Origin of the sequence: Rhodococcus sp. AB351 (assembly GCF_049538275.1) — a bacterium.
Taxonomy (GTDB): Bacteria; Actinomycetota; Actinomycetes; order Mycobacteriales; family Mycobacteriaceae; genus Rhodococcus.
Map to the genome: position 1 here is coordinate 1,052,533 of NZ_JBMVFW010000001.1, position 24,231 is coordinate 1,076,763.

Annotated in this window: 23 protein-coding genes; 9 read left to right on the forward strand and 14 right to left on the reverse strand. The window is 68.5% G+C overall.

The genetic code is table 11. From position 1 onward, the window contains the following. Nucleotides 1-23 precede the first annotated feature (23 nt). Nucleotides 24-869 carry an SDR family oxidoreductase gene (locus ACPCXD_RS04795; protein WP_026061310.1) on the forward strand — a complete coding sequence of 282 codons (846 nt, stop codon included), beginning with the start codon at nucleotides 24-26 and terminating at the stop codon, nucleotides 867-869. 42 nt (nucleotides 870-911) lie between these two features. Here ACPCXD_RS04795 and ACPCXD_RS04800 read toward each other — a convergent pair whose 3' ends face one another. From ACPCXD_RS04800 to ACPCXD_RS04810, 3 genes are all read right to left on the reverse strand, one after another. Continuing rightward, nucleotides 912-1,202, reverse strand: coding sequence for a hypothetical protein (locus tag ACPCXD_RS04800; RefSeq protein WP_016693056.1), 291 nt, complete (start codon nucleotides 1,200-1,202; stop codon nucleotides 912-914). A 106-nt stretch (nucleotides 1,203-1,308) separates the two neighbouring features. Beyond that, entirely contained in the window at nucleotides 1,309-1,992 is a 684-nt protein-coding gene (locus tag ACPCXD_RS04805) for a hemerythrin domain-containing protein (RefSeq protein ID WP_088897011.1), read from the reverse strand. A gap of 147 nt (nucleotides 1,993-2,139) precedes the next feature. Continuing rightward, nucleotides 2,140-2,847 carry a TetR/AcrR family transcriptional regulator gene (locus ACPCXD_RS04810; RefSeq protein WP_237451319.1) on the reverse strand — a complete coding sequence of 236 codons (708 nt, stop codon included), beginning with the start codon at nucleotides 2,845-2,847 and terminating at the stop codon, nucleotides 2,140-2,142. A 103-nt stretch (nucleotides 2,848-2,950) separates the two neighbouring features. On the opposite strand from ACPCXD_RS04810, the gene ACPCXD_RS04815 reads away from it, so the two are divergent. The 3 genes from ACPCXD_RS04815 to lpdA all read left to right on the forward strand — a co-directional run bounded on the left by ACPCXD_RS04815 (nucleotide 2,951) and on the right by lpdA (nucleotide 6,192). Continuing rightward, nucleotides 2,951-3,907: an ABC transporter ATP-binding protein gene (locus ACPCXD_RS04815; protein ID WP_253249990.1), complete on the forward strand. Its 957-nt coding sequence runs from the start codon at nucleotides 2,951-2,953 to the stop codon at nucleotides 3,905-3,907. Further along, a complete protein-coding gene (locus ACPCXD_RS04820) occupies nucleotides 3,904-4,725 on the forward strand; it encodes an ABC transporter permease (RefSeq protein ID WP_423658639.1) in 822 nt (273 codons plus the stop codon). The genes ACPCXD_RS04815 and ACPCXD_RS04820 overlap by 4 nt, the downstream gene beginning before the upstream one ends. A gap of 63 nt (nucleotides 4,726-4,788) precedes the next feature. Then, nucleotides 4,789-6,192: a dihydrolipoyl dehydrogenase gene (lpdA, locus tag ACPCXD_RS04825; protein WP_059384716.1), complete on the forward strand. Its 1,404-nt coding sequence runs from the start codon at nucleotides 4,789-4,791 to the stop codon at nucleotides 6,190-6,192. Between the two features lie 74 nt (nucleotides 6,193-6,266). On the opposite strand, the gene ACPCXD_RS04830 is transcribed toward lpdA, so the two are convergent. Further along, nucleotides 6,267-6,944 carry a helix-turn-helix transcriptional regulator gene (locus ACPCXD_RS04830; RefSeq protein ID WP_253249976.1) on the reverse strand — a complete coding sequence of 226 codons (678 nt, stop codon included), beginning with the start codon at nucleotides 6,942-6,944 and terminating at the stop codon, nucleotides 6,267-6,269. 179 nt (nucleotides 6,945-7,123) lie between these two features. Between ACPCXD_RS04830 and ACPCXD_RS04835 the strand changes: the two genes are divergently transcribed. From ACPCXD_RS04835 to ACPCXD_RS04850, 4 genes are all read left to right on the forward strand, one after another. Continuing rightward, a complete protein-coding gene (locus tag ACPCXD_RS04835) occupies nucleotides 7,124-7,936 on the forward strand; it encodes a methyltransferase domain-containing protein (RefSeq protein ID WP_202400213.1) in 813 nt (270 codons plus the stop codon). Next, nucleotides 7,936-8,268, forward strand: coding sequence for a cupin domain-containing protein (locus ACPCXD_RS04840; protein ID WP_088897016.1), 333 nt, complete (start codon nucleotides 7,936-7,938; stop codon nucleotides 8,266-8,268). The genes ACPCXD_RS04835 and ACPCXD_RS04840 overlap by 1 nt, the downstream gene beginning before the upstream one ends. Nucleotides 8,269-8,336: 68 nt before the next feature. After that, the gene (locus ACPCXD_RS04845; RefSeq protein ID WP_160876703.1) at nucleotides 8,337-9,434 is read left to right on the forward strand and encodes a 2Fe-2S iron-sulfur cluster-binding protein; all 1,098 of its coding nucleotides are present in this window, start codon (nucleotides 8,337-8,339) and stop codon (nucleotides 9,432-9,434) included. Between the two features lie 28 nt (nucleotides 9,435-9,462). Further along, entirely contained in the window at nucleotides 9,463-10,899 is a 1,437-nt protein-coding gene (locus ACPCXD_RS04850) for a fatty acid desaturase family protein (protein WP_423658643.1), read from the forward strand. A gap of 73 nt (nucleotides 10,900-10,972) precedes the next feature. Here the strand turns inward: ACPCXD_RS04850 and atzF are convergent, their stop codons facing one another. The 9 genes from atzF to urtA form a co-directional block, all read right to left on the reverse strand. Continuing rightward, nucleotides 10,973-12,727, reverse strand: coding sequence for an allophanate hydrolase (gene atzF / locus ACPCXD_RS04855; RefSeq protein ID WP_423658645.1), 1,755 nt, complete (start codon nucleotides 12,725-12,727; stop codon nucleotides 10,973-10,975). 13 nt (nucleotides 12,728-12,740) lie between these two features. Beyond that, on the reverse strand, nucleotides 12,741-16,367 hold the full coding sequence (gene uca, locus ACPCXD_RS04860) for an urea carboxylase (protein WP_423658647.1): 3,627 nt from the start codon (nucleotides 16,365-16,367) through the stop codon (nucleotides 12,741-12,743). A 101-nt stretch (nucleotides 16,368-16,468) separates the two neighbouring features. Next, complete coding sequence (locus ACPCXD_RS04865; protein WP_423658649.1) at nucleotides 16,469-16,999, reverse strand: carboxymuconolactone decarboxylase family protein; 531 nt, start codon at nucleotides 16,997-16,999, stop codon at nucleotides 16,469-16,471. A 53-nt stretch (nucleotides 17,000-17,052) separates the two neighbouring features. Beyond that, on the reverse strand, nucleotides 17,053-17,739 hold the full coding sequence (locus ACPCXD_RS04870; protein WP_423658651.1) for a GntR family transcriptional regulator: 687 nt from the start codon (nucleotides 17,737-17,739) through the stop codon (nucleotides 17,053-17,055). Next, entirely contained in the window at nucleotides 17,739-18,431 is a 693-nt protein-coding gene (gene urtE, locus ACPCXD_RS04875; RefSeq protein WP_059384730.1) for an urea ABC transporter ATP-binding subunit UrtE, read from the reverse strand. Before urtE ends, ACPCXD_RS04870 begins: the two co-directional genes overlap by 1 nt. Beyond that, the gene (gene urtD / locus ACPCXD_RS04880; RefSeq protein ID WP_423658653.1) at nucleotides 18,431-19,213 is read right to left on the reverse strand and encodes an urea ABC transporter ATP-binding protein UrtD; all 783 of its coding nucleotides are present in this window, start codon (nucleotides 19,211-19,213) and stop codon (nucleotides 18,431-18,433) included. Before urtD ends, urtE begins: the two co-directional genes overlap by 1 nt. Beyond that, nucleotides 19,210-20,346 (reverse strand): urea ABC transporter permease subunit UrtC, encoded by a 1,137-nt coding sequence (urtC, locus tag ACPCXD_RS04885; protein ID WP_423658654.1) that lies wholly within the window; start codon nucleotides 20,344-20,346, stop codon nucleotides 19,210-19,212. Before urtC ends, urtD begins: the two co-directional genes overlap by 4 nt. Then, a complete protein-coding gene (gene urtB, locus ACPCXD_RS04890) occupies nucleotides 20,346-21,230 on the reverse strand; it encodes an urea ABC transporter permease subunit UrtB (RefSeq protein ID WP_016693074.1) in 885 nt (294 codons plus the stop codon). The genes urtC and urtB overlap by 1 nt, the downstream gene beginning before the upstream one ends. 26 nt (nucleotides 21,231-21,256) lie before the next feature. Continuing rightward, nucleotides 21,257-22,531: an urea ABC transporter substrate-binding protein gene (gene urtA, locus ACPCXD_RS04895; RefSeq protein ID WP_423658657.1), complete on the reverse strand. Its 1,275-nt coding sequence runs from the start codon at nucleotides 22,529-22,531 to the stop codon at nucleotides 21,257-21,259. Nucleotides 22,532-22,863: 332 nt separating this feature from the next. On the opposite strand from urtA, the gene ACPCXD_RS04900 reads away from it, so the two are divergent. Then, complete coding sequence (locus ACPCXD_RS04900; protein WP_237451320.1) at nucleotides 22,864-23,757, forward strand: type IV toxin-antitoxin system AbiEi family antitoxin domain-containing protein; 894 nt, start codon at nucleotides 22,864-22,866, stop codon at nucleotides 23,755-23,757. A 67-nt stretch (nucleotides 23,758-23,824) separates the two neighbouring features. Here ACPCXD_RS04900 and ACPCXD_RS04905 read toward each other — a convergent pair whose 3' ends face one another. Then, entirely contained in the window at nucleotides 23,825-24,226 is a 402-nt protein-coding gene (locus tag ACPCXD_RS04905) for a PPOX class F420-dependent oxidoreductase (RefSeq protein ID WP_423658659.1), read from the reverse strand. Nucleotides 24,227-24,231: the final 5 nt, after the last annotated feature.

Here is a 24,231-nt window from a genome sequence, read left to right on the forward strand (position 1 = left end):
CGAATCCAACGATGGAGGGGCACATGGCGGTATATGCGGTGACGGGTGCCGCGTCGGGAATGGGCCGGGCGAGCGCGGAGCGGTTGCGGGCCGCCGGGCACACGGTGATCGGCATCGACCTGAAGGACACCGAGGTCACGGCGGACCTGTCCACTCCGGAGGGTCGATCCCACGCCGTCCGGGCGACGCTCGAGCTGGCAGGCAGCCGTCTCGACGGTGCCGTGCTCGCCGCGGGTCTGGGCCCCACCCCGGGCAAGGAGAAGATCATCGCGCAGGTCAACGTACGGGGCGTGATCGACCTGCTCGTCGGCTGGCGACCGGCTCTGGCCGCGTCCGCGAACAGCAAGGTGGTGGTCTTCGGGTCCAATTCGACGACCACGACTCCCGGCGTGCCGAACTCGGCGGTGAAGGCCTTCCTCGCCGGGGACATGGACAAGGGCGTCGCGCGCACCACCCGCATCCCGCAGGCGGGTCCGCCGTTCACCTACGCGGCGTCGAAGATCGCCGTGACCCGATGGGCACGGCGCGCGGCAGTCACCCCCGAATGGGCGGGTGCCGGCATCCGCCTCAACATCCTCGCGCCCGGAGCGATCTCCACCCCGCTGCTCGACGCGCAACTCGAGAGCCCCCTCAAGAAGGCGGTGGAGAGCTTTCCCGTTCCGCTCGGGGGTTTCGGGAAGCCCGACGAGATCGCGCAGTGGGTCGAATTCATGCTGTCCCCGGCGGCGGACTTCATGACGGGCAGCGTCGTGGTGGTCGACGGCGGGACCGAGGCGTACTTCCGTCCCGACGACTGGCCGGTGCGGGTCCCGTTCCGGTCGATCCCGCGCTACCTGCTCGGCATGCGGAGATTCGGGCGGCGGAAGTGACGTGAGGGTCCGCGCAGGGCGGACCCTCACCGGCCCGTCACCTCAGGCGAAGTAGTCGCCGAAGCCGTAGATCGCGTCGAACGCGCTGGTGGGCAACACGTCCACCGCGTTCACGCGGTACGACGGGTACGAGTCCTGCATCAGGTCGCGCACGAACCGCAGGGCGTGGATCGCGTCGACGGCATCGACGGTGATGATGAGCTGGGCGCGGCCGTTGTCGCTGCGCCCCACCGCCCCGTGGTGCGGGACGATCGGTTCGATGAGGTCGACGGTCTCGTCGTCGGTCAGGAGATCGAGGTCGGCGTCGATTTCGATCATTGCGTTGTATTCCATGTGGGTTCTCCCGTGTCGAACACCCGAGCGGCCTCGCGCCGCGCGGGTTGATCTCGACGGGGAACACGCACGGCGACATCATGCCCGAACCGGATGACACACGCCATCATCCGATCGGAGGACGGTCGGGCCGGCCGAACACCGCGCGCTCGCGGCGTCGCTGCCGGCGGGAGAAGACCGCGACCATCACCCGCACCGGAAGGGGCAGTTCGCGGCGGACCCGCTCGGTCTCGTCCTCGGTCATCACGGCGAAGAAGCGGGTGAGGTCGAAGTCGGCCCGGCCACCGCGCTGGGCGTCCTTCTCGAACCGCTGCCACGCGTCGGCGGAGACATGCCCGGTGATGAGCGGGAAGACCGTCCGTTCCTCGTCCGCGATGTGCTCGTGGAGGTGCTCGCTCAGTGTTCGGAGTGTGCGCGCGAAGCCGGCCACCGCTGCGGGGTCGGGGAGCGCACGGGTGAACTCGCCGAGCTCGTCGAGGAGCGGGTCGAGTTCGTCGTGGTCGTCGGTGAGTTCGGTGAAGTCGACGTGGGGGCCGGCCGACGCGGTGATCAGCGGCCAGAGCGCGAGGTCCTCCACGTTGTGATGGTGGTGGAGACTCGCGACGAACATTCCGACGTAGTCGGCGGTCGCCGCGTAGCGGGCCCTGTCGAAGCTCGACGGATCTGTGAGCATCCGGTCGGCCAGTTCGCGGAGCCAGGTGACGTCGCGGAGGATCACGCGGTGCGCGAGACGCATTCCGAGCAGGTCGTCGTCGGTGGTGAGGCGCGGGGTGAGGGATGCGGAAGTCATGCCGGTAGCGTGCGCGGCCGGACTTGGAACCCACTTGGTGCCGAGCGGACGCCGAGATCGTCGCGCACCAAGTGGTCACCAAGAATGTCTCCACACGCTCGGTCCACGATCATCACTCCGGCGCTCGCAGAGAGTCGGCAGGCGATGTCAGCGGGTCGGCGCGATGCCGAACAGGAGCGCGTCGATGCCGGCGCGGAACGCACGGTCGTTCGCATCGGATCCGTCGTCCGCACCGCTGCCGCCGCCCGCAGGCCCTCCGGCCGACGCGCCGGTCATCAGGGCGGTGAGATGCGGGTAGTCGCCGTGCTCGAGCATCGCGGCGATGTGCGCGGCTCCGCCACCGGCCGCCCCTGCCGACATCCCGGCCGCCTCCTGCGCGGCGAAGTTGGTGATCCACCCCGACAGCAGGGCGACCCCGGTCATCGTCGCGGTCGGGTCGAGTCCGGCAGGGGCGAGGGCGCCGACGAGGTGGTCGAGATACCGCATCGAGTTCGGGCCGAGCGTCGTGGCCGTGACCTGGCTCAGCCAGGGGTGTCGGCGGTGGATGGCGCGGGACTGTTCGGCGACGTCGAGTACGTCGGCGCGCACGTCGCCGGTCAGCGGAGCGAACCGGTATTCGGCGCCGGCCCGGTCGACCATGAGGTCCACGAGATCCGTCTTGCCCGAGACGTAGCGGTAGAGCGACGCGGGGGCGGTGCCGAGGGCGTCGGCGAGCCTGCGCATGGACAGGGCGCGGATGCCGTCCTCGTCGGCGATCCGCACGCACGCGTCCGCGAGCTGGTCGAGCGTGTAGGCCGGTCGCGGGCCGGGGCGCCCGGTGCCGGACCGCAGCCAGATCGAGTCGGAGACCGTCATGCAGGACAGCATGCCTCCTCGAACGGGTTGCGAACGATGTTCGCAGATGCGTACCCTCGAACTGCGAACGTTGTTCCCAGTCGAGAGGTGGATCGTGACCGAGATGGCACTCGAGGCGGAAGGCCTCACCCGGGCGTTCGGCGATCGCACCGTCGTCGACGACGTCCACCTGCGCGTCCCACGGGGGCGCGTCCATGCGCTCCTCGGTCCGAACGGATCGGGGAAGACCACCACCGTGCGGATGCTCGCCACCCTGCTGCGGCCCACGGCCGGTCGGGCCCGCGTACGCGGCTTCGACGTGGTGCGCGACGCGGCCCGCGTGAAGCGCTGCATCGGCTTCGTCGGCCAGTACCACGCGGTGGATCTGCGACTGACCGGTGTCGAGAACCTGATGATCGTCGCTCGCCTGCACGGTCTGGGCGGCCGCGCCGCCCACGCCCGCGCGGTCGAACTGCTCGACCGCTTCGGCCTCGCCGATGCTGCGAACCGGCAGGCGAGCACCTACTCCGGCGGGATGCGCCGGCGGCTCGATCTGCTCGCCGGGATGCTCGTGCGACCCGATGTGCTCTTCCTCGACGAACCGACCACCGGTCTCGACCCGAGCAGCCGCAACGAGATCTACGGGATGGTCGGCGAACTGGTCGCCGAGGGCACCGCGGTCCTGCTCACCACGCAGTATCTCGACGAGGCCGATCGGCTCGCCGACGACATCACCATCCTCGACGCGGGCCGGACGATCGCGACCGGCACTCCCGCCGAGATCAAGGAAGCGGTCGGCTCCGGACTCGACCTCGTCCTGCCCGGTGCCGCCCACCTCGACGAGGCCGTCGCCGTCATCGGCGCATTCGGCCTGCGCCACACCGGCATCCAGGTGCCGGGCGAGAACGGCTCGGTCCGGCTGTCCTTCACGACCGACGCCCACTCGGTGCCGCTACTGCCGGTGCTGCGCGCCCTCGACGACGCGGGCGTCCCCGTCGACGACATCGGCCGTCGCCGCGTCGGTCTCGACGAGGCATTCCTGACCCTGACCGGACGCGAGCGAATCGAGGAGTCCGCATGACCACCATCCACGAGTCCGGTCACGGCAGTTCTGCCCTCACCGGCACCCGGACGTTGCTGCATCGCGTCCTGCTGACCTACCGGCACTCGCCGGCCCTGCTGTTCGTCACCCTCGCCGCACCGCTGGGCATGATGCTGCTCTTCGGGTTCGTCTTCGCCGGCGCCCTGTCCGGTGGCGAGGGTGCCGCCTACCGCGCGTATCTGATGCCGGGTGTGCTCGTCCTCGTGGCGGCCATGGGCCTCGCGACCACCGCCGCCACCGCGAACGCCGACATGCGCAGCGGACTGTCGGATCGATTCCGGACCCTGCCCACCTCGCCGGTGGCCGCACCTGCCGGGCTCGCCTTCGCGGAGACGCTGACGTGTGCGGTCACGCTGGCGCCGATGGTCGGCATCGGGTATCTCGTCGGCTGGCGGATCGAAGCGGGCGCCGTGGAGATCGCGCTCGCCGCACTGGTGCTGCTGCTGTTCCGGTTCGCGCTCTCGTGGATGGGCGTGTGGCTCGGGGTCTCGATCCGCGACGAGCAGGTCCTGCAGCAGTGCGCACCGATGATCTTCGGCACGATCATGTTCTCGAACATCTTCGTGCCCACCGACACGATGCCGGTGGTGGTCCGGCAGATCGCCGAGTGGAATCCCGTCAGTGCCGTCGTGGGTGCGCTGCGCGAGCTGCTCTCGGCGTCCGCGCCGGTACCCGCCGATGCGGCGTGGCCGCTGCACCATCCGGTGTGGTCGGCGTTCGGCTGGTGCGTCGTACTGCTCGCCGTGACGGTCCCGCTCGCGGTGCGCCGATACACGGCCGATCGCCGGATCCGGTAGCTACCGGCCGGTAACCGGACCATCGGCAGACACCGGAATCGGGCGGGACTACCCTGTATATCCGTGACCTCACACTATGACGTCGTTGTCCTCGGAGCCGGTCCCGGTGGGTACGTCGCTGCTATCCGCGCGGCACAGCTGGGACTGAGCACCGCCATCATCGAGCAGAAGTACTGGGGTGGTGTCTGCCTGAACGTCGGCTGCATCCCCTCGAAGGCACTTCTCCGCAACGCCGAGCTGGCACATCTCTTCAACAAAGAGGCCAAGACCTTCGGCATCTCGGGAGACGTGTCCTTCGACTTCGGTGCCGCCTACGACCGCAGCCGCAAGGTCGCGGACGGGCGCACCAAGGGCGTGCACTTCCTCATGAAGAAGAACAAGATCACCGAATACGACGGTAAGGGCTCGTTCGTCGACGCCAAGACCATCGAGGTGGCCCTCACCAAGGGCGGCACCGAACAGGTGACCTTCGACAACGTCATCATCGCCACCGGCTCCGTCACCAAGCTGCTGCCGGGCACCGAGCTCAGCGACAATGTCGTCACCTACGAGGAGCAGATCCTCACCCGCGACCTCCCCGAGTCCATCGTCATCGTCGGTGCCGGCGCCATCGGCATGGAGTTCGGCTACGTCCTGAAGAACTACGGGGTCGACGTCACCATCGTCGAGTTCCTCGACCGCGCACTGCCCAACGAGGACGCCGACGTCTCCAAGGAGATCGCCAAGGCGTACAAGAAGCTCGGCATCACCATCAAGACCGGTGCCGCCGTGCAGAAGATCTCCGACGACGGCTCGAAGGTGACCGTCGAGATCAAGGACAACAAGTCCGGCAACGTCGAGACCGTCACGGTCGACAAGGTGCTGCAGTCGGTCGGCTTCGCGCCGCGCGTCGAGGGCTACGGCCTCGAGAACACCGGCGTCGAGCTCACCGACCGCGGCGCCATCGCGATCGACGAGCGCATGCGCACCAACGTCAAGGGCATCTACGCCATCGGCGACGTCACCGCGAAGCTGCAGCTCGCGCACGTCGCGGAGGCGCAGGCCGTGGTCGCGGCCGAGACCATCGGCGGTGCCGAGACCCTCGAGCTCGGCGACTACCGCATGATGCCGCGCGCGACCTTCTGCCAGCCGCAGGTCGCCTCCTTCGGTCTCACCGAGGAGCAGGCGAAGGCCGAGGGCTACGACGTGAAGGTCGCGACCTTCCCGTTCACCGCCAACGGCAAGGCGCACGGTCTGGGCGATCCCAACGGCTTCGTCAAGCTCATCGCCGACAAGACCCACGGTGAGCTCATCGGCGGCCACCTCATCGGCCCCGACGTCTCGGAGCTGCTGCCCGAGCTGACCCTGGCCCAGAAGTGGGACCTCACGGTCAACGAGCTCGCGCGCAACGTCCACACGCACCCGACTCTGAGCGAGGCGCTGCAGGAGGCCATCCACGGTCTCGCAGGACACATGATCAACTTCTGAGGATGCGGGGCCGACCCGAGGCCCCGCGTTCACCCTTCTTCCGTGTGGGCGGATCCCCGCTCGGATGTACCGGCTCAGCCCGTGACGACTCGACCGTCGTCGCGGGCTGACGTCGTTCCGCCCTTCTCCGGGCGCAGCACCAGTTGGACGAGACAGTTGCCGTCCTGCGGGTCGGGCCGGACATCGACGGCGTAGCGGCTGCGCAGCAGGTCGGCGTGGTCGTCGAGGACGCGCTGGATCAATCCGCGTTGGATGCCGCGCACCACTTCGGGATTCGTGCGGGCGATCTCCGCGAGCGGGCACGTGCACAACGTGAGGCTGTGGGTGCCGAAGGCGTTCGTCGCGGTCTGTGTCTCGAACCCCAACTGCTGCAGGGCGTCGATGACGAGCGTGCCGGCGTCGACGGTCGGTGCGGGTGCCAGGGCGAGCATGCCCGCCCAGTCCGAGCCCACCTCGAACGCCTTGTCCTCGCGCTCGGTGGGGGTGCCCCCGATCCGCGCGGCGAGCAGCGCGACGAGATCGGTGTAGGACGGTTCCTTCACCGCGACGTAGCCGAGACGCGGGCGCCCGACCCGCTCGGCCGGAAGTTGCCGGGTGCGGACGAGACCTTCCTCCTCGAGGCCTGTGAGGTGGAAGCGGACGGTCGTGACGTGCAGGTCGAGCGTGGCGGCGAGGTGATGGGCGTCGACCGGCCCCGGGGACTCCCGCAGCAGTCCCAGAATCCGCTCGCGTTGCTTCACCCGCCGTGCCAAGTCCGCTCTCCCGTCGCGCCCGCGGTGACTCTTAGGTGAGGGTCACCTTATTAAAAGGAGGAAAATCCTCTATAGTCGGCGTCATGGAGGCGACGACCGGCTCACCGTCCACGTTACGACCGGTCCGGAAGGCCTCGGAACTGTGGCTACCCTTGGCCTCGCGAGAAAGAGTGCAGAACATGACGAATGAGCGCGCATCGGAAGATGCTCTGCCCCTTGCCGGTAGGGACACCGCCCACCTGCCGGGACACTGGCTGCTCGCCCGCCTCGGCAAGCGTGTGCTCCGGCCCGGCGGCAAGGAACTGACGGCACGCGTGCTCGCCGACGCGCGGTTGCGCGGCGCGGACGTCGTCGAGTTCGCGCCCGGCCTCGGCCGTACGGCGCAGGAGATCCTCGCGTACTCGCCCGGCAGCTACACCGGCGTCGAATCCGACGAGACGGCAGCCGAACTGACGCGCAAGGCCATCGCCGGTGGCGGCAGGGTGGTCAGCGGCGAGGCGTCGAAGACCGGACTCGACGACGAGGTCGCCGACGTCGTGGTCGGCGAAGCGATGCTCACCATGCAGACCGACAGGCACAAGGCGGAGATCGTGCAGGAGGCCCGCCGGGTGCTCCGCGCCGGCGGCCGGTACGCCATCCACGAACTCGCGATCGAACCCGACGAGGTCGACGACGATGTCAAGACCGAGATCCGCAAGTCGCTCGCGCGCTCGATCAAGGTCAACGCCCGCCCGCTCACCGCGGCAGAATGGCGGAGCCTGTTCGAGGAGAACGGATTCGAGGTCGAGAAGGTCGGCTTCGCCCCCATGGCGCTGCTCGAACCCAAGCGCATCCTCGCCGACGAGGGCCTGCCCGGCACCCTGAAATTCGTCCGCAACGTCCTTCGCGACTCCGACGCCCGCAACCGGGTGTTGCAGATGCGGTCGACGTTCACGAAGTACAAGAAGCACCTGGTCGCGATCGAGATCGTCGCCACGAAGAAGGAAGCGTGATGAGTACACAGCAGGTCGAGGGCAAGCTCACCCGTATCGAGGGGCTCGCGGAGCTCCACCCGGGGGAGGGGAGCGGGCCGCGCATCGAGAAGCTCGCGGCGGTCACCGGCGCCACCGTGGTGCGGCTGTCCTTCATCGCCGGGCAGACGATGGACGACCACAAGGCCGGCGCTCCGATCCTCGTGCAGACCGTCACCGGCGACATCTCGTTCGGCACCGCCGACGAGACCGTCTCGCTCGTGCCGGGTACCGCCGTCCACGTCGACGCCGGCATCGTGCACCGCCTCGTCGCGAACGCCGATTCGGTGGTGCAACTGACGATCCTGCGCTGACCTGTCACCGATCCCACATCGGCGACGAATTCGCACGTGAGCTGTGCGCGCCCGCGTACTGTTGCGCCATGGCGGAACGCGGCGCTCGCCCACACGTGCACCCGATTCGGAGATGGTTGCTGCGCACGGTGCGGCACCTGTTCACACCTCTGCGGCCCGACGACTATCTCGAGATGATCAACCCGCTCTGGACGACCCGCGAACTGCGCGGCCGTGTGGAGCGGATTGTCCCCGAGGGTGGCGACGCCGCGTCGGTGCTCATCCGCCCGGCCTACGAGTGGCGCGGGCACGAGCCGGGCCAGTACGTGCGGCTCGGGGTGATCATCGACGGGGTCTACCACTGGCGCGCGTACTCGCTCACCTCCGATCCCGATCCGGTCGACGGGCTCATCAGCGTCACGCCCAAACTCGTCGAGAACGGGGTGGTCTCGCCGTACCTGGTCCGCAAACTCGAGCCCGGCGACATCGTCCGGCTCGGCGAGGTCGAGGGCGTGTTCACCCTGCCCGACCCGCTGCCCGCGAAGATGCTGTTCATCAGCGCGGGCAGCGGGATCACGCCGATCATGAGCATGCTGCGCAGCCTCGATCACCGCGACCGCATCGACGACGTCGTCGTCGTGCATTCCGCCCACACCGAGGACGAGGTGATCTTCGGTTCGACCCTGCGCGACCTCGACGAACGTCATCCCGGACTGCGCCTCGAACTGTGGCTCAGCGGCGACCGCGGCCGCATCACCCCCGACGACCTCGACGCTCTGTGCCCCGACTGGCGCGAACGCGACGCCTTCTGCTCGGGCCCGCGCGACCTGCTCGACGCCCTCGAAGAACACTGGGACGAACACGGCGATCCCGAAAGATTCCATCTCGAACGTTTCCAGCCGATCATCGGTGGGAATGCCGGGAGCGGCGAGGGCGGCACCATCCACTTCCTCGACAGTGAGAAAGAGGTGGAGTGCGACGGGGGAACACCCATCCTGGTCGCAGGCGAGAACGCCGGCCTGAAGTTGCCGTACGGCTGCCGTATCGGCATCTGCCACACGTGCGTCGGAACGCTGAAATGCGGGCAACTCCGGGACCTGCGGACCGACGAGGTGAGCGAGCCCACCGGGGCTGCGGTGCGTACCTGCATCCACACCGCGGAGGGTGACATCGAAATAGAACTGTGAAGCAACCGGCTTCGAAGCAGGGGGCGTCGTGACGAGAAGCATCGACAGGACCGGCACCGGAACGCGGGAACCACAGAGTCCGCTCGCGCATCTGAGCGACGACGATCTCGAGCAGATCGCCAAGGAATTCGACGCCATCCACGACGAGGTGTACTCGAGTCTCGGCGACAAGGACCGGCAGTACATCAAGAACGTCATCGCCGCACAGCGGCAGCTGGTCGTGGCGGGGCGGGTACTGCTCTTCGCGTCGTCGTACAAGCCCGCATGGGTGGCCGGGACGGCCTGTCTCGGAGTGGCGAAGATCCTCGAAAACATGGAGATCGGCCACAACGTCATGCACGGCCAGTGGGACTGGATGAACGATCCGGACATCCACTCGTCGGTGTGGGACTGGGACACCGCCTCCACCGCAGAGGCGTGGAAGCACTCGCACAACTACATCCACCACACGTTCACGAACATCCGCGGCCTCGACAAGGATCTCGGCTACGAGATCATGCGGATCGACCCGCACCAGAAGTGGCACCCCGTCTACCTGGCGCAACCGCTCTACAACGCGCTGCTGACCGTGCTCTTCGAATGGGGTGTGGCGCTGCACGACCTCGACCTCGAGGCGTTGTGGGCCGGCGAGAAGTCGACCGGGCAGGTGATCGAGGAGCTGAAGGGCATCTTCGGCAAGGCCCGCGCGCAGTTCGTCAAGGACTATGTCGGTTGGCCGCTGGTGAGTGCCGCGCTGTTCGGTCTCGCGCAGGTCGCGCTGCAGGGCCGGTTGCCCCAGCCGAAGACGTCGCGTCTGGGCCGGCGACTGCGGTCGATGAGTAAGGGACCGATGGGCAAGGGGCGGTCCGGAAAGTTCCGCACCGCAGCCCATCTCGCCGATCGATATCTGCCCGGCGTCGAGAAGACCTTCCTCGCGACGGTTCTCGCCGACATCACGGCCAACATCATCCGCAATGTGTGGGCGCACGCGATCATCTTCTGCGGGCACTTCCCCGACCAGACCTACACCTTCTCCAAGAAGGAGGTCGAGAACGAGTCGCGCGGAGGATGGTACGTGCGGCAGCTCGTCGGTGCCGCGAACATCGAAGGCACCCCGCTGTTCCACATCCTCAGCGGCAATCTCGGCTACCAGGTGGAGCACCACCTGTTCCCTGACATGCCGAGCACCCGCTACGCGGAAGTCGCGCCGAAGGTCAAGGACATCTGCGAGCGCTACGAACTGCCCTACAACTCGGGCAGATTGGGCAAGCAGTGGTACATGGTGCACCGCACCATCGCCCGGCTCGCCTTCCCCGGCGGCAAGGCCCGGCCCAAGCCCGGACCGTATCGTCGTTCGCAGGATCCCACCGGCGGTCCCGTCCCCAGCGAGGCCGCACGGTTCCGCGACCGCCTGCCGGCCGATCATCCCGACGCCGGACCGGAACACGCCGGTGGCGGCGTGAAGGTCGATCCGCCGCCCCGCTGACCGTCATCCGGCGTGCAGTTCTCGTCGACGATGCGCGAGATCGCCGACGAGAACTGCACTCCGGAGCCCGGGGTCAGGACGCCCGATAGGCCTTCCAGCCGCCGAACCCGGTGATGTCCACCGCGTCGGCGGCTGCGTCCTGCGTGCACCCGAAACCGACGACCCACCGTCCGTCCGCCAGTTCGACGCTCGTCAACGTCATCGGGGCGGGCAGCGCGGCGAGGAACCGGCCCAGACCGGCCTCCGACAGCCGGAACAGTTCGCCCACGATCGCGGCGCCCTCGCCCGGTGCGTGACGCACCAGGCCCGGCTTCGGCGGCGTCGTGTTCAGTGCGGCGAGACGGTACGCGTCGGAGGTGTGCACCTCCTCGACGAAGCGCGCCCCGAGTTCCTCGAGCTGGAAGTGCAGCGGCTGGCCGCGCAGATGCGCTCCGAAGACCGCGAGTTCCACGCCGGACTCGACGACCCGCGGTGCATCCACACCGTTCAACGCGGCCGCGACGTCCACGGCCACCTGGTCGCCGAAGGCCGGGACCACGACCATGACCCCGAACGGCTCGCCGGCCGCCGTGGGCGCACCGGGCACCGCCACCGCCGCCATGTCCAGCAGGTTGCAGAAGTTCGTGTAGGTGCCCATCCGACGATTGATGGCGATCGGATCGGCCTGCACCGCGGCGATCGTCGGGTGTTCCGTAGTCGTCGGGAGCAGCAACCCGTCGAACCCGGCGAGCAGTTCACGCGCGAACGCCTTCACGTGGACGAGGGTGTCGAGATCCTCGACGAGTTCGTACGCGGCAGGCTTCTTCGCGCCGGCGACGATCGCGGCGACCGTGGGATCGGCGCCCTCCGGTGCCGTCGACAGGAACTCGCCGACGGCCGCGTAGCGCTGGGCCACCACGGCACCGTCGTAGAGGAGCAGGGCAGCATCGAGCAGCGGTGAGATGTCCACCTCCGCGATCTCGATGCCGGATTCGCGTGCCGCGGTCACCGTGCGGGTGAAGGCGTCGCGGTACTCCTCACACAACGCTTCGAGGTCCTCGGCGCGCGGCACCGCGACGCGCAGAGTGTTCGGCGCGGCGAGTCGCACGTCCGCGGGCCAGGCCCTGCTGCGCGGGTCGCGGGGTTCGGGTCCGGCCATGATCCGGACCGCGGTCGCCGCCGACTCGAGCGATGTCGCGAAGACCGTGAGGCAGTCGTAGTCGACACAGGCCGGGACCACACCGTGCGCCGGGATCACCCCGAGAGTTGCCTTGATGCCGACGATTCCGTGCAGCGCGGCGGGGACGCGTCCCGAACCGGCCGTGTCGGTGCCCAACCCGATGTCGGCGATGCCGAGCGCCACCGCGGCCGCCGAACCGGAACTGGAACCACCCGAGACCCTTTCGGGATCCCATGCGCACCGCACCGCCCCGTACGGGCTGCGGGTGCCGACGAGACCGGTCGCGAACTGGTCGAGATTGGTCTTGCCCAGGACGACGGCACCGGCGGCGACCAGACGCTCGACACCCGAGGCAGTCTCGTCCGGGACGTATGCGAACTCGGGACATGCCGCGGTGGTGGGGATTCCCGCGACGTCCACGTTGTCCTTGACCGCCACGACCAGACCGGCGAGCGGAAGCGACTCACCGGCGGCGACCCGCGCGTCCACGGCGGCGGCGTCGGCGAGGAGGTCGTCGGCGCTGCGCAGCGTGATCCACACCTCGGGTCGATCCACCTCGTCGATGCGGCCCAGTGCGGCACGAACGCGATCGGTGGCGGACACCCTCACCGAGGGGGCGGGCGCCGCGAATCCGACACCCGGGTTGTCGAGGGTACTGCCGATGCTCATCAGACTGCTCCGATCACGAGAAGGGGGTCCCGGGTGCAACCTTCGTGCCCGGGCTCACGAGAACTTTCAGGACCGTGCCGGTGGTCCCCGACGGCACGGGCATCTCGAGCTTCATCGCCTCGAGGATCACCGCGGTGTCCCCGGCGGCGACGGTGTCGCCCTCGGCGACCTCCACGCGCCACACGTTGCCGACCATCGGCGCCTCGACGACGACGGCGCCGGCCGGCATCCCGTCGAGGGGCTCACCGCCGGCGGACACCTCGATCGGCTCGCTGTCGACACGGTCGAACTCTCCGGCCTCGAGCCAGGCCTGCTTCTCCGCGTCGAACGCGCGGGACTGCGCGGCATGGAAGGCGTCGATGGAGTCGACGTTGTCCTCGAGGAAACGCAGGTGGTCGGCGAGAGCGAAGGTGCCGTCGGAGATGTCTGCGTCGAACCGGCCCGCCTTCGCTGCGGCCCGGTGTTCGAGCAACTGCTCGGGCGTCACCGCCTCCCAGACGATGCGGTCGAAGAACCGGAACAGCCACGGCTTGTCCTCCTCGAACGGCCCCGTCTGCCGGTAGCCCGACCAGATGGGGATCGTCCGCCCGACCAGCTGGTATCCACCGGGCGATTCCATGCCGTAGACGCACAGGTACTTGCCGCCGATGCCCACCGCATCGGACGGCGTCCACGTGCGGGCCGGGTTGTACTTCGTCGTGACCAGCCGGTGCCGCGGGTCGAGCGGAACGGCCAGGGGCGCACCGAGATAGACGTCGCCGAGACCGAGGACCAGATATTCGGCGTCGAAGACGGTGTCGCGGACCTGCTCGACCGAGTCGAAACCGTTGATGCGCCGGATGAACTCGGTGTTCGACGGCAGCCAGGGCGCCTCGTCACGCACCCCGCTGCGGTAGCGCGAGATGGCCTCCGCGATGGACGGGTCGTCGAACGACAGCGGCAGCCGGACGGTGCGGCTCGGCACCACCAGATCGCGCGTCGCGGGCAGTTCCGTCTCGAGATCCTGCAGCACCCCGAGCAGGCGGTACTGCGGCAGCACGCCGGGATCGAAGTGGATGTGCAGCGAACGCACCCCGGGTGTGACGTCGACGATGCCGGGCAGACGCGTGGCGGCCAGCGCCTCCGACAGTGCGTGCACCCGCATACGCAGACCGAGATCGAGCACCATCTCGCCGTATTCGACGAGGATGTTGTCGTCGCCGCCGCGCAGGTACACGACCTCGGGATGGTCCAGGAACGGCTCGATGCGACCGAGGCGCCCACCGTCGGGTGCGCTCTGCCGGGCGACCGGCGGGAGGTCGGCGCCGCGGGCCGCACTGTTGCGCAGTTCGACGGCCCCCTCGTCGGTGACCGGCACGAACCGCAGCGAGTCGCCGGGGCGGATCTGGCCGAGCTTCCAGCGGTGGCCGGAGACCACGGTGAGCGGGCACGCGAAACCACCGAGACTCGGACCGTCCGGGCCGAGCAGGATCGGGGTGTCGCCGGAGACGTTGAGCGCGCCCACGCTGTACGGATTGTCGTGCAGGTTCGACGGGTGCAGACCGGCGTCGCCGCCGTCGGTGCGCGACCAGGTGGGCTTCGGGCCGTCGAGCCGGATGCCGGTGCGGTTGGCGTGCGTCTGCACCGTCCACGTCGCGTCGTAGAACTGCTGCAGGTCGTCGGCGGTGAAGTAGGCCGGGGCCGGCTGCGGGCCCTCGGTCACCGCGAGATGCCAGGTGTGCCCGAAGGCAGGGCGGATCCCGGTGGGGACCGGCGCCGGATCGGCGAGTGTCTCGCCGGACGCGAGACCGAGCACGTCGCCGGTCGCGAGCGCCCTGCCGGTCGGCCCACCGAAGCCGCCGAGCGTGAACGTCGATGCGCTGCCGTGATAGAGCGGCACGTCGAGTCCGCCGCGGACCGCGACATAGGTGCGCAGACCGGCGTCGACGGGGGCGGCGACTTCGAGAACGGAGCCGGCCGGGACCTCGACGGGCTCCCACATCGGCACCGGCACACCGTCGACGGTGACCTCGGCGGGGGCGCCCGTGACACACACGATCGTCGGATCGGAGAACTCGAGGCGCGGGCCGAGCAGGGTACATTCGAGACCGGGTGCGCCCTCGGGGTTGCCGACGGCGACGTTCGCGGCGCGGAAGGAGAGATCGTCCATCGGGCCGGACGGCGGAATCCCGACCTCCCACAGTCCGATCCGCCCCGGGAAGTCCTGGACGGTCGTCATCGTGCCGGCGCGCAGCACGTCGATGCGACGTCCGGCAGGGGGGATGTCCGCCAGCGTCGTGGTGACATGCTCCGCGTCGAGAACCGTTGCCTCGGAGCAGATCCTGCGCAACTTCGACAGGTTCGTCTGTACGCCGTGGATCCGGGTGTCGTCGAGCGCCTCCGCCAACCCGGCGAAGGCCGTACGCCGCGACTCGCCGCGCACGATCACCTTCGCGAGCATCGGGTCGTAGAAGGTGCCGACCTCGGTGCCCGTGTCCACCCACGTCTCGACGCGGGTGTGGGCGGGGAACTCGACGTGGGTGAGCAGACCCGCGCTCGGCCGGTGGTCGCGGCCCGGATCCTCCGCGTACACCCGGGCTTCCACCGCGTGCCCGGTGATCTCGGGTCCGGAATCGGGCAGTCCGTCGAGCATGCTGTCGTCGCCGCGCGGGAGGCGCAGCATCCACTCGACGAGGTCGACGCCCGTGACCTCCTCGGTGACCGGATGTTCGACCTGCAGCCGGGTGTTCATCTCGAGGAAGGACACCTCGCCGCGATCGACGTCGTACACGAACTCGACCGTGCCCGCCGACCGGTACCGCACCGACGACGCGAGAGCGCGTGAACACGAGAGCATCCGCTCGACGATGTGGTCGGGGAGGTTCGGCGCGGGCGCCTCCTCGACGACCTTCTGGTTCCGGCGCTGCAACGAACAGTCGCGGGTGCCGAGGCTGATCGTCCGGCCGTGCCCGTCGCCGAAGACCTGCACCTCCACGTGCCGGGCGCGGGGGACGAACCGTTCGAGGAAGACACCGGAGGACGAGAAGTTCGCCGTGGCGAGCCGGATGACGCGTTCGTACGCCTCACGCAGGTCGTCGGCGCTGTGGCAGGCCTGCATGCCGATACCACCACCGCCGCCGACGGCCTTGAGCATCACTGGATATCCGATGTCCTCGGCCGCGGCGAGCGCGTCGTCGAGCGACTCGAGCAGTCCGCTTCCGGGGACGAGGGGCGCGCCCACCGCGAGGGCGGCCTCACGGGCGGTGTGCTTGTCGCCGAAGACGCGCAGTTGGTCGGGGGTCGGCCCGACGAAGGCGATTCCCGCCGCCTCGCAGGCAGCAGCGAATTCGGCGTTCTCCGAGAGGAACCCGTAACCGGGATGGATCGCTCCCGCACCGGTGGCTAGGGCCGCCTCGACGACGAGATCGGCCCGCAGGTAGGACTCGGCTGCGGGAGCCGGGCCGAGCCGGACCGCGATGTCGGCGAGTTCGACATGTGCGGCCGTTGCGTCGGCGTCCGAGTAGACCGCAACAGTCTTCAGACCCAGCTTGTGCGCGGACCGCATGATGCGGCACGCGATCTCGCCGCGGTTGGCGACCAGCAGGGTGTCGAAGGCGAAGGTCGAGGGGACCGACGCTTCTGTATACGTCTTTGTGGACATGGCTGTATACGCTATGGACCAGCAATGACGCCGCTGTGACGTTGTGTAACAGCCTTGTTAGGGATCGCGCCGCCGAACGGGTGCCGGCCGGTGTGGGCGGATCAGAAGTCGCGTTCGATCCGCAGCACACCGATGGTCGTGGCGAGGGCGTCGTACTGCGTGACCAGCAGGCAGAATTCGATGAGTCTGCGATCGTCGTAGAACTGCGCGAGCGACGCCCACGTCTCGTCGGACAGATCCTTCGTCGCCACGAGTTCGTCGACGGCGGCGAGAAGCGCACGATGCCTCGCCTGCCAGCCGGGAGCGTCGGGTCCGGCGACGATACGCTCGCGCATCTCGTCGGTGATCCCGGCACGGCGGCCCAGGCGGGTGTGGTGGTCGAATTCGTAACCGCACTCACGCAGATGCGCGACGCGCAGGATGACCATCTCCGATTCGAACCGGCCGAGGCGGCCGAACGGCATGAGCATGCCGGCATAGTGCAACCACCCGCGGAACAGCCGTCCGGTGCGGCCGAGGGTGCTGAACAGGTGGGCGTCCGAGGTACCGCCGGCAGCGGACAGGGCCTTCCATGTCACCCAGTTGATCGGGCCGAGCTCCTTGAAACGTCCGGGCGGGATGCGGGGTGTCATGAGCGCCAGTGTGCCCGAACGAACCCGTCCGGTCACGTGACACGACCGGAGGGTCAGTCTCGGACGGCGCGGGCCATCCGGGCGAAGGCGCGTGCCTCCTCGGCCCGACGCACGACCACCGAACGCGAGGTGTCGATGTGGGCGAGCAGCAGGTCGTGGGCGTCGTCGAGCTTGTCGGCGAGGACCAGCTCGGCGACCTCGATGTGTTCGTCGACGGTGGCGACGATGCGGTCGGGGGTCAGGTAGTCGAACATCCGCACCGGGCGCACCTTGGCGTTCACCGAGGCGAGTGCATCGCACAGTGCGCGGTTGCCGGAGGCGGCGAGCAACGTCATGTGGAAGCGCTCGTCGAGCGTGACGAAGCCGGGGTCGGGTTCGGGTGGATCCTCGCGGATCTCGTACCAGCGGTCGAGCTCGGGGCCGAGGACGTCGGGATCGTGCCGCACCGACTCGCCGTCGAGCGCGCGGCGGATACCGCGCAGTTCCAGGGTGGTCCGCAGCTCGTACAGATCGGCGAGGTCGTCGAAGCGCGGACGGTAGGGATACAGACCCTGGTCGCGACGTTCGACGAGCCCGTCGGAGACCAACCGGGCGAGGGCCTCGCGCACCGGAGTACGCGACACCCCGTACTGCTCGGCGAGGCGTTCTTCACTGAGTCGTTCGTCGGGGGAGGGTGTCCCGGACATCAGACGGGCGCGCAGGGCCTTGTAGACCCGTTCACGCCGTGTGTCGGCGGCCATCAGATCGCCATCGCCGCACGGACGGTGGAGGCGGCGTCGACACCGCCGTCACCCGTCGAGGTGATGCGCCCGGATTCGAGGACGTAGTAGTGCAGGGCGTTGTCGAGGGCGAAACCGATGTGCTGTTCGACGAGCAGCACCCCGAGGTCGCCGCTGCGACCGAGTTCGACGATGGTGTTCTCGATCTCGGCGACCACCGACGGTTGGATGCCCTCGGTGGGCTCGTCGAGGATGAGCATGCGCGGCTCGGTGATCAGTGCGCGGGCGATGGCGAGTTGCTGCCGCTGACCGCCGGAGAGCAGACCGGCCCGCCGGTCCAGCAGCGGGACGAGGGCGGGGAACAGGTCGAGCATGTCGGCGACCAGCTGCCGGCCGTTGCGTCGTGTGTCGGCGACGACCTGCAGATTCTCACGACAGGTGAGCTGACCGAAGGACTGCTGCCCCTGTGGGACGTAGGCCAGGCCGCGGGCGACCCGCGCGGACGGTCGCAGCGACGTGATGTCGTCACCGTCGAAGAGGATCTTGCCCTTCGTGACGGGCAGCAGACCGACGGCGGCGCGCAGCAGTGTGGTCTTGCCGGCGCCGTTGTGGCCCATGACCGCGACGGTCTTCCCGGTCGGGACGGTGAGGGAGATGCCGTGCAGGATCTCGGTGCGACCGTAACCGGCGTGGACGTCGACGAGTTCGAGCATCATGCCTCCTGGGGAGCGGTGGCGGTCCCGAGGTAGACCTCCTGGACCTGCGGGTCGTTCTGGACCTGGTCGACGGTGCCGTCGGCGATGACCTTGCCGCGGGCGAGGACGGTGACCGAGGTGGCGAAGGCGCGCATGAAGTCCATGTCGTGCTCGACGACGACCACCGTGCGCTGCGCACCGATGCGGCGCAGCAGCTGCCCGGTCTCCTCGCGTTCGTCGTGGCTCATGCCGGCGACGGGTTCGTCGAGGAGCAGCACGTCGGCGTTCTGCACGAGCAGCATGCCGATCTCGAGCCACTGCTTCTGCCCGTGGGCGAGGATGCCCGCGGGAGTGTCGCGGTGAGCGGTCAGGCCGATCGTCTCGATCGCTTCCTCGATCTCGGGCAGCACGTCCTTGCGGCGCCGCAGCAACTGCCACGGGGAGCGGCCCGCGCCGGCGGCGATGTCGAGGTTCTGCAGAACCGACAGTTCTTCGAAGACCGAGGCGGTCTGGAAGGTACGGCCGACGCCGAGGCGCGCGATCTTGTGGGTCTTCTTGCCGAGCAGTTCGACGCCCGACTTGGTGATCGAGCCGGTCGCCGGGACCAGACCGGTGACGGCGTCGACGAGGGTCGTCTTGCCGGCGCCGTTGGGGCCGATGAGGAACCGCAGGTCGCCCTGGAGGAGAGTGAGGTCGACGCCGTCGACGGCGGTGAAGCCGTCGAAGGTGACACGCAGGTCGCGGATCTCGAGGTAGTCGCTGCTCATTCCGGCGTTGCCGCCGTAGACGGGTTTGCTCATCGCACGGGCTCCATCTCGGGAAGGTCGGCGGTCTCGGGTTCGGCCGGCGGTGTGGGTTCCGTCGGGGTGGTGCGGCGGCGCCGGCGGAGCAGGGTGATCACCCCGGCGAGGCCGGCGGGGAAGAAGCCGACGACGACGATGAACAGCAGGCCCTGCGCGTAGGTCCAGGCGGAGGGGAAGTTCTCCGACAGGGTGGTCTGTGCCCACGCCACGCCCACCGCGCCGAGGACCGGGCCGAGCAGGGTGGTGCGTCCGCCGATGGCGACACCGATGAGGAATGCGATGGACGGGACGATGCCGACGTCGGCGGGGGAGATGATGCCGACGATGGGCACGAACATCGCACCGGCGATGCCGGCGAAGAAGGCGGCGACGGTGTAGGCGGCCACCTTGATCAGGGCGGGGTCGTAGCCCAGGAACCGGACCCGCTCCTCCTGGTCGCGCACCGCGACGAGCAGTTCGCCGTAGCGGGACTGCATGAGCTGGCGGGTCGCGGCGACGACGAGCAGCAGGATCGCGGCGACGATGAAGAACAGCATCCGCTTGTTGACCGGGTCGGACAGGTCGTAACCGAAGAAGGTGCGGAAACGGTTGAGGCCGTTGGATCCTCCGGTGGACTGCTGCCCGACGAGCAGGATCGCGAAGGCCGCGGCCAGCGCCTGGGACAGGATGGCGAAGTAGGCGCCCTTGACGCGGCGGGCGAACACACCGAAGCCGAGCAGTGCGGCGATGAGCGCCGGCACGATCAGGATCGCCAGCAGGGTGACGGCGGGGGAGGCGAACGGCACCCAGTAGGCGGGGAGTTCCCGGATGCCCGCGATCTGCATGAAGTCGGGGACCGCATCGCCGCGGAGTTCGGCGTCGGAGATCTTCAGGTGCATCGCCATGATGTAGGCGCCCAGGCCGAAGAAGACACCCTGGCCGAGGGTGAGCATGCCGCCGCGACCCCAGGCGAGACCGATGCCGACGGCGACGATCGCGAAGCACAGGAACTTGCCGAGCAGGCCGAGACGGAAATCGGAGAGTACTGCGGGTGCGAGACCGAACAGGACGATCGCGGCGATCGCGAATCCGCTTGCTGTGCGGACGGGTCCGGGTTTCGTGAAGCTGCGGACCGAGAATGTCGACGACATCAGACCAGGCTCCTCGTCTTGACGGCGAACAGGCCCTGCGGGCGGACCTGCAGGAAGATCACGATGAGCACGAACACGATGACCTTCGCGATCGACGCGGTCGTGGAGTACTCGATGAACGAATTGAGCAGGCCCAGTGCGACGGCCGCGAGCACCGCGCCCTCGATACGACCGAGACCGCCGATGACGACCACGAGGAAGGCGTCGATGAGGTACGACTGGCCGATCGTCGGACTGGTCGAGCCGATGAGCGTCAGGGCCACACCGGCGAGGCCGGCGAGACCGGAGCCGAGGAAGAAGGTCGTGATGTCGGTGCGGCGCGACGAGATGCCCACCGTCTCGGCGAGATCGCGGTTCTGCACCACGGCCCGGATCCGTCGTCCCATCGGCGTGTACTTCATCGACGCGATCAGGGCGACCACGCAGACCACGGCGAGGGCGAGGATGAACAGTCGGGTCTTCGGGACGACGGCCCCGAAGATCTCCACACCACCGGAGAGCCAGGACGGTGCGACGACGTTGACGGCGGGGGCGCCGAAGATGTCGCGGGCGGCCTGCTGCAGCAGCAGGCCCACACCGAAGGTGACCAGCAGGGTGTCGAGCGGGCGGTGGTACATGCGGCGGATGAGGGTGACCTCGAGGATCACGCCCATCACACCGCCCACCAGGAAGCCGACGAGGAGGGAGACGAACAGGGACACCCCGGCCGACGAGATCACCTGCTGCACGACGAACGCCGTGTAGCTGCCGGCCATGATGAATTCGCCGTGGGCCATGTTGATCACGCCCATCTGGCCGAACGTCAGCGACAGCCCCAGCGCTGCCAGCAACAGGATCGATCCGATACTCAATCCTGTGAAGAGCTGTCCTACGAGGACATCCATGTCGTCTCCCCCTTCGGCTTCCGTGCTCAGTTACCGGACAGGCTCAACGCCCAGTCGTAGGACTCGAGGTACGGGTCGGGCTCGATGGCGCCGTCGGACTCCCAGACGGTGTAGATCAGGCCGTCGCCGCGGATCTCACCGATGCGGGCGGTCTTGGTGATGTGGTGGTTGTCGCCGTCGATGGTGACGGTGCCCTCGGGGGCGTCGAAGGTCACGCCGTCGGCGGCTTCGATGACGTCGTCGACCTCGAAGGACTCGGCCTTCTCGACGGTGTTCTTCCACAGGTAGACCGAGGTGTAGGCGGCCTCCATGGGATCGGAGGTCGGCTTGTTGGCACCGTACTTCGCCTTGTACGCCTCGACGAAGGACGCGTTCTGGGGGGAGTCGACGGTCTGGTAGTAGTTCCACGCGGTGAGCTGGCCCTCGATGTTCTGCGCACCGAGGCCGCCCACCTCCTCCTCGGCGATGGACACCGACACGACCGGCATGTCCTTCGCGTTGAGGCCGGCGTTGGTGTACTCGCGGAAGAACGCGACGTTGGAGTCGCCGTTGAGGGTGTTGAACACCGCGTCGGCGTCGGCGGTGCGCACCTTGTTGACGATGGTGGAGAAGTCGGTGGAGCCGAGCGGGGTGTAGTCCTCGCCCTTGATCTCGATGCCGTTGGCCTCGGCGTACGCCTTGATGATGCGGTTGGCGGTCTGCGGGAAGACGTAGTCGCTACCGACGAGGTAGAGCGACTTCACGCCCTGTTCCTTCAGGTAGTCCAATGCGGGCACGATCTGCTGGTTGGTGGTCGCGCCGGTGTAGAAGATGTTCGACGACGACTCGAGGCCCTCGTACTGGACGGGGTAGTACAGCAGCGCGTTGCGGTCCTCGAAGACCGGCAGCATCGCCTTGCGGCTCGACGACGTCCAACCGCCGAACACCGCTGCAACGCAGTCGGATCCGATGAGCTTCCCGGCCTTCTCCGCGAACACCGTCGGCTCGGATGCGCCGTCCTCGGAGACGATCTCGATCTGCTTGCCGAGCACACCGCCGTCGGCGTTGATCTCCTCGACGGCCAGCGCGATCGAGTCGCGGACGGTGACCTCGGAGATGGCCATCGTGCCCGACAGGGAGTTGAGCGAGCCGACCTTGATGGTGTCGCCCGAGGTGTCGACGCACGACGCAGCACCGGAGGCGGCCGTGCTGCCCTCGTCACCCGCGCGGCTTCCGCAGGCGGACAGCACGAGTCCGACTGCGACGAGTGCTGCGGGGGCCGCGATGGCGCGGGTGGCGAGCCTGGACCTGACAACAGACATGTAGAGCCCTTCCTTCGAAGGTGTGGCCGGAGAAGACCCCGGTGTATCCGGGAGGCGTATACAGCGCTGTATCCGTGAGGCCACACAGTAGAAGGGAGTTGTTGCGCGGGAATATCTTCCGGTCACGTTCTCGTGACACAGATTTCGCGTGTGTTACAAAGTGCGCACAAGCATCCGCTACGACCTTCGCGATCCGCTACGGCAGTCGCTGCGGCGGATGGCTGACGGTGTAGCGAACTGTTTGTCCACAGGGGGCGGGATCATCCACAGGCGACGCGAATACCGATGTTCGCACCGCTTCTGTACCACGACGATCGGGCACGGTGGTCCGCATGCGACCGACGCCTTTCCTGCGGACCACCGCTCTCGCTTCCGGGATGACCGACTCCGAGATCCGTCGTGCGGTACGCGCCGGTGAACTCGAGCGACTCGAACCCGGCGTCTACCTCCACCGCGACGACGCCCTCGACGAACTCGATCGCTATCGCGTGCGCGTGCGATCCGTCGGGGCGGTGCTCGCGCCGGGTACGGTGATCAGCCACGAGTCCGCCGCCGTCCTGCACGGGCTCGCCCTGTGGAAGCCGGACCTCACGCGGGTCCACGTCACCCGCGACAGGTCGGGTGGGGGACGCAGGACCGCAAGTCGCCACCTGCACGTCGCACCACTTCCCGCAGACGAGCGATCGGAGGTGGACGGCGTTCCCTGCACCTCGCTCGCCCGGACCGTCGTGGATCTCGCCTGCACACTCGACTTCGACGAAGCCGTGATCGCGGGTGATTGCGCTGCGGCACGCGATGCGGAGTTCGGCTCCGCGTTGCTCTGTTGTCTCGACGAGTCCGGGCCGCGTAGGGGTATCGCCGCGGCGCGACGCGTGGCTGCCTTTCTCGACGGTCGCAGCGAGAGTCCGGGGGAATCGCTGAGTCGCATCCGGATGCATCAGGCCGGCATGCCCGCACCGACGCTCCAGAAGGAGATACGAACACCCGACGGGCAGTTCGTCGCCCGGGTCGACTTCCTCTGGGAGGACGAAGGAGTCGTCGGTGAGTTCGACGGGATGGGCAAGTACGACGAGGGAGGCGTCGAGGCCCTACGGAACGAGAAGCGACGGGAGGACGCCCTGCGCGACCTCGGCTTCGAAGTGGTCAGGTGGACGTGGCCCGAACTGTCCCGGTTCGACGTCGTTCGCGCTCGCTTCGACCGTGCCGTCGCCCGTGCGCGGCGGTAACCGCTACCGTCCCAGCTATTTGCCGCAGCTGCTTCCGCTGCGGATGGCGAATCCCGTAGCGGATGCGTCAGGCGGGGTCGAGGACCGAGCCCATCACGCGCTCGACGGCGATCTCGATGACGACGCGGCGGGGGTTGGGGCGGGGTTCGCGGTAGCGGGCGGCGTAGCGACGCTCGCCCTCGCGGACGTCGGCCGGCTCGCGGGTCACGCGGGCCGGGCCCTCGAGGGTGAGCCAGCGACCGCCGTCGACCTGGCTCACCACCGCGTAACCCCCGCGCTCGACGTTGAGGGTCTTCTGGGAACCCTCGAAGGTGATGACGCGGGCGAGGCAGGCCTCGCCGTCCCACGTGAACCCGACGGCGACGACGTGCGGCGAGCCGTCCTTGCGGAGGGTCGTGAGCGTCGCGAGGTGGTACTCGGACAGGAACTCGAGTGCCTTCGCGCCGATCGCGTCGGGGGTGCGTGCCATGCGAC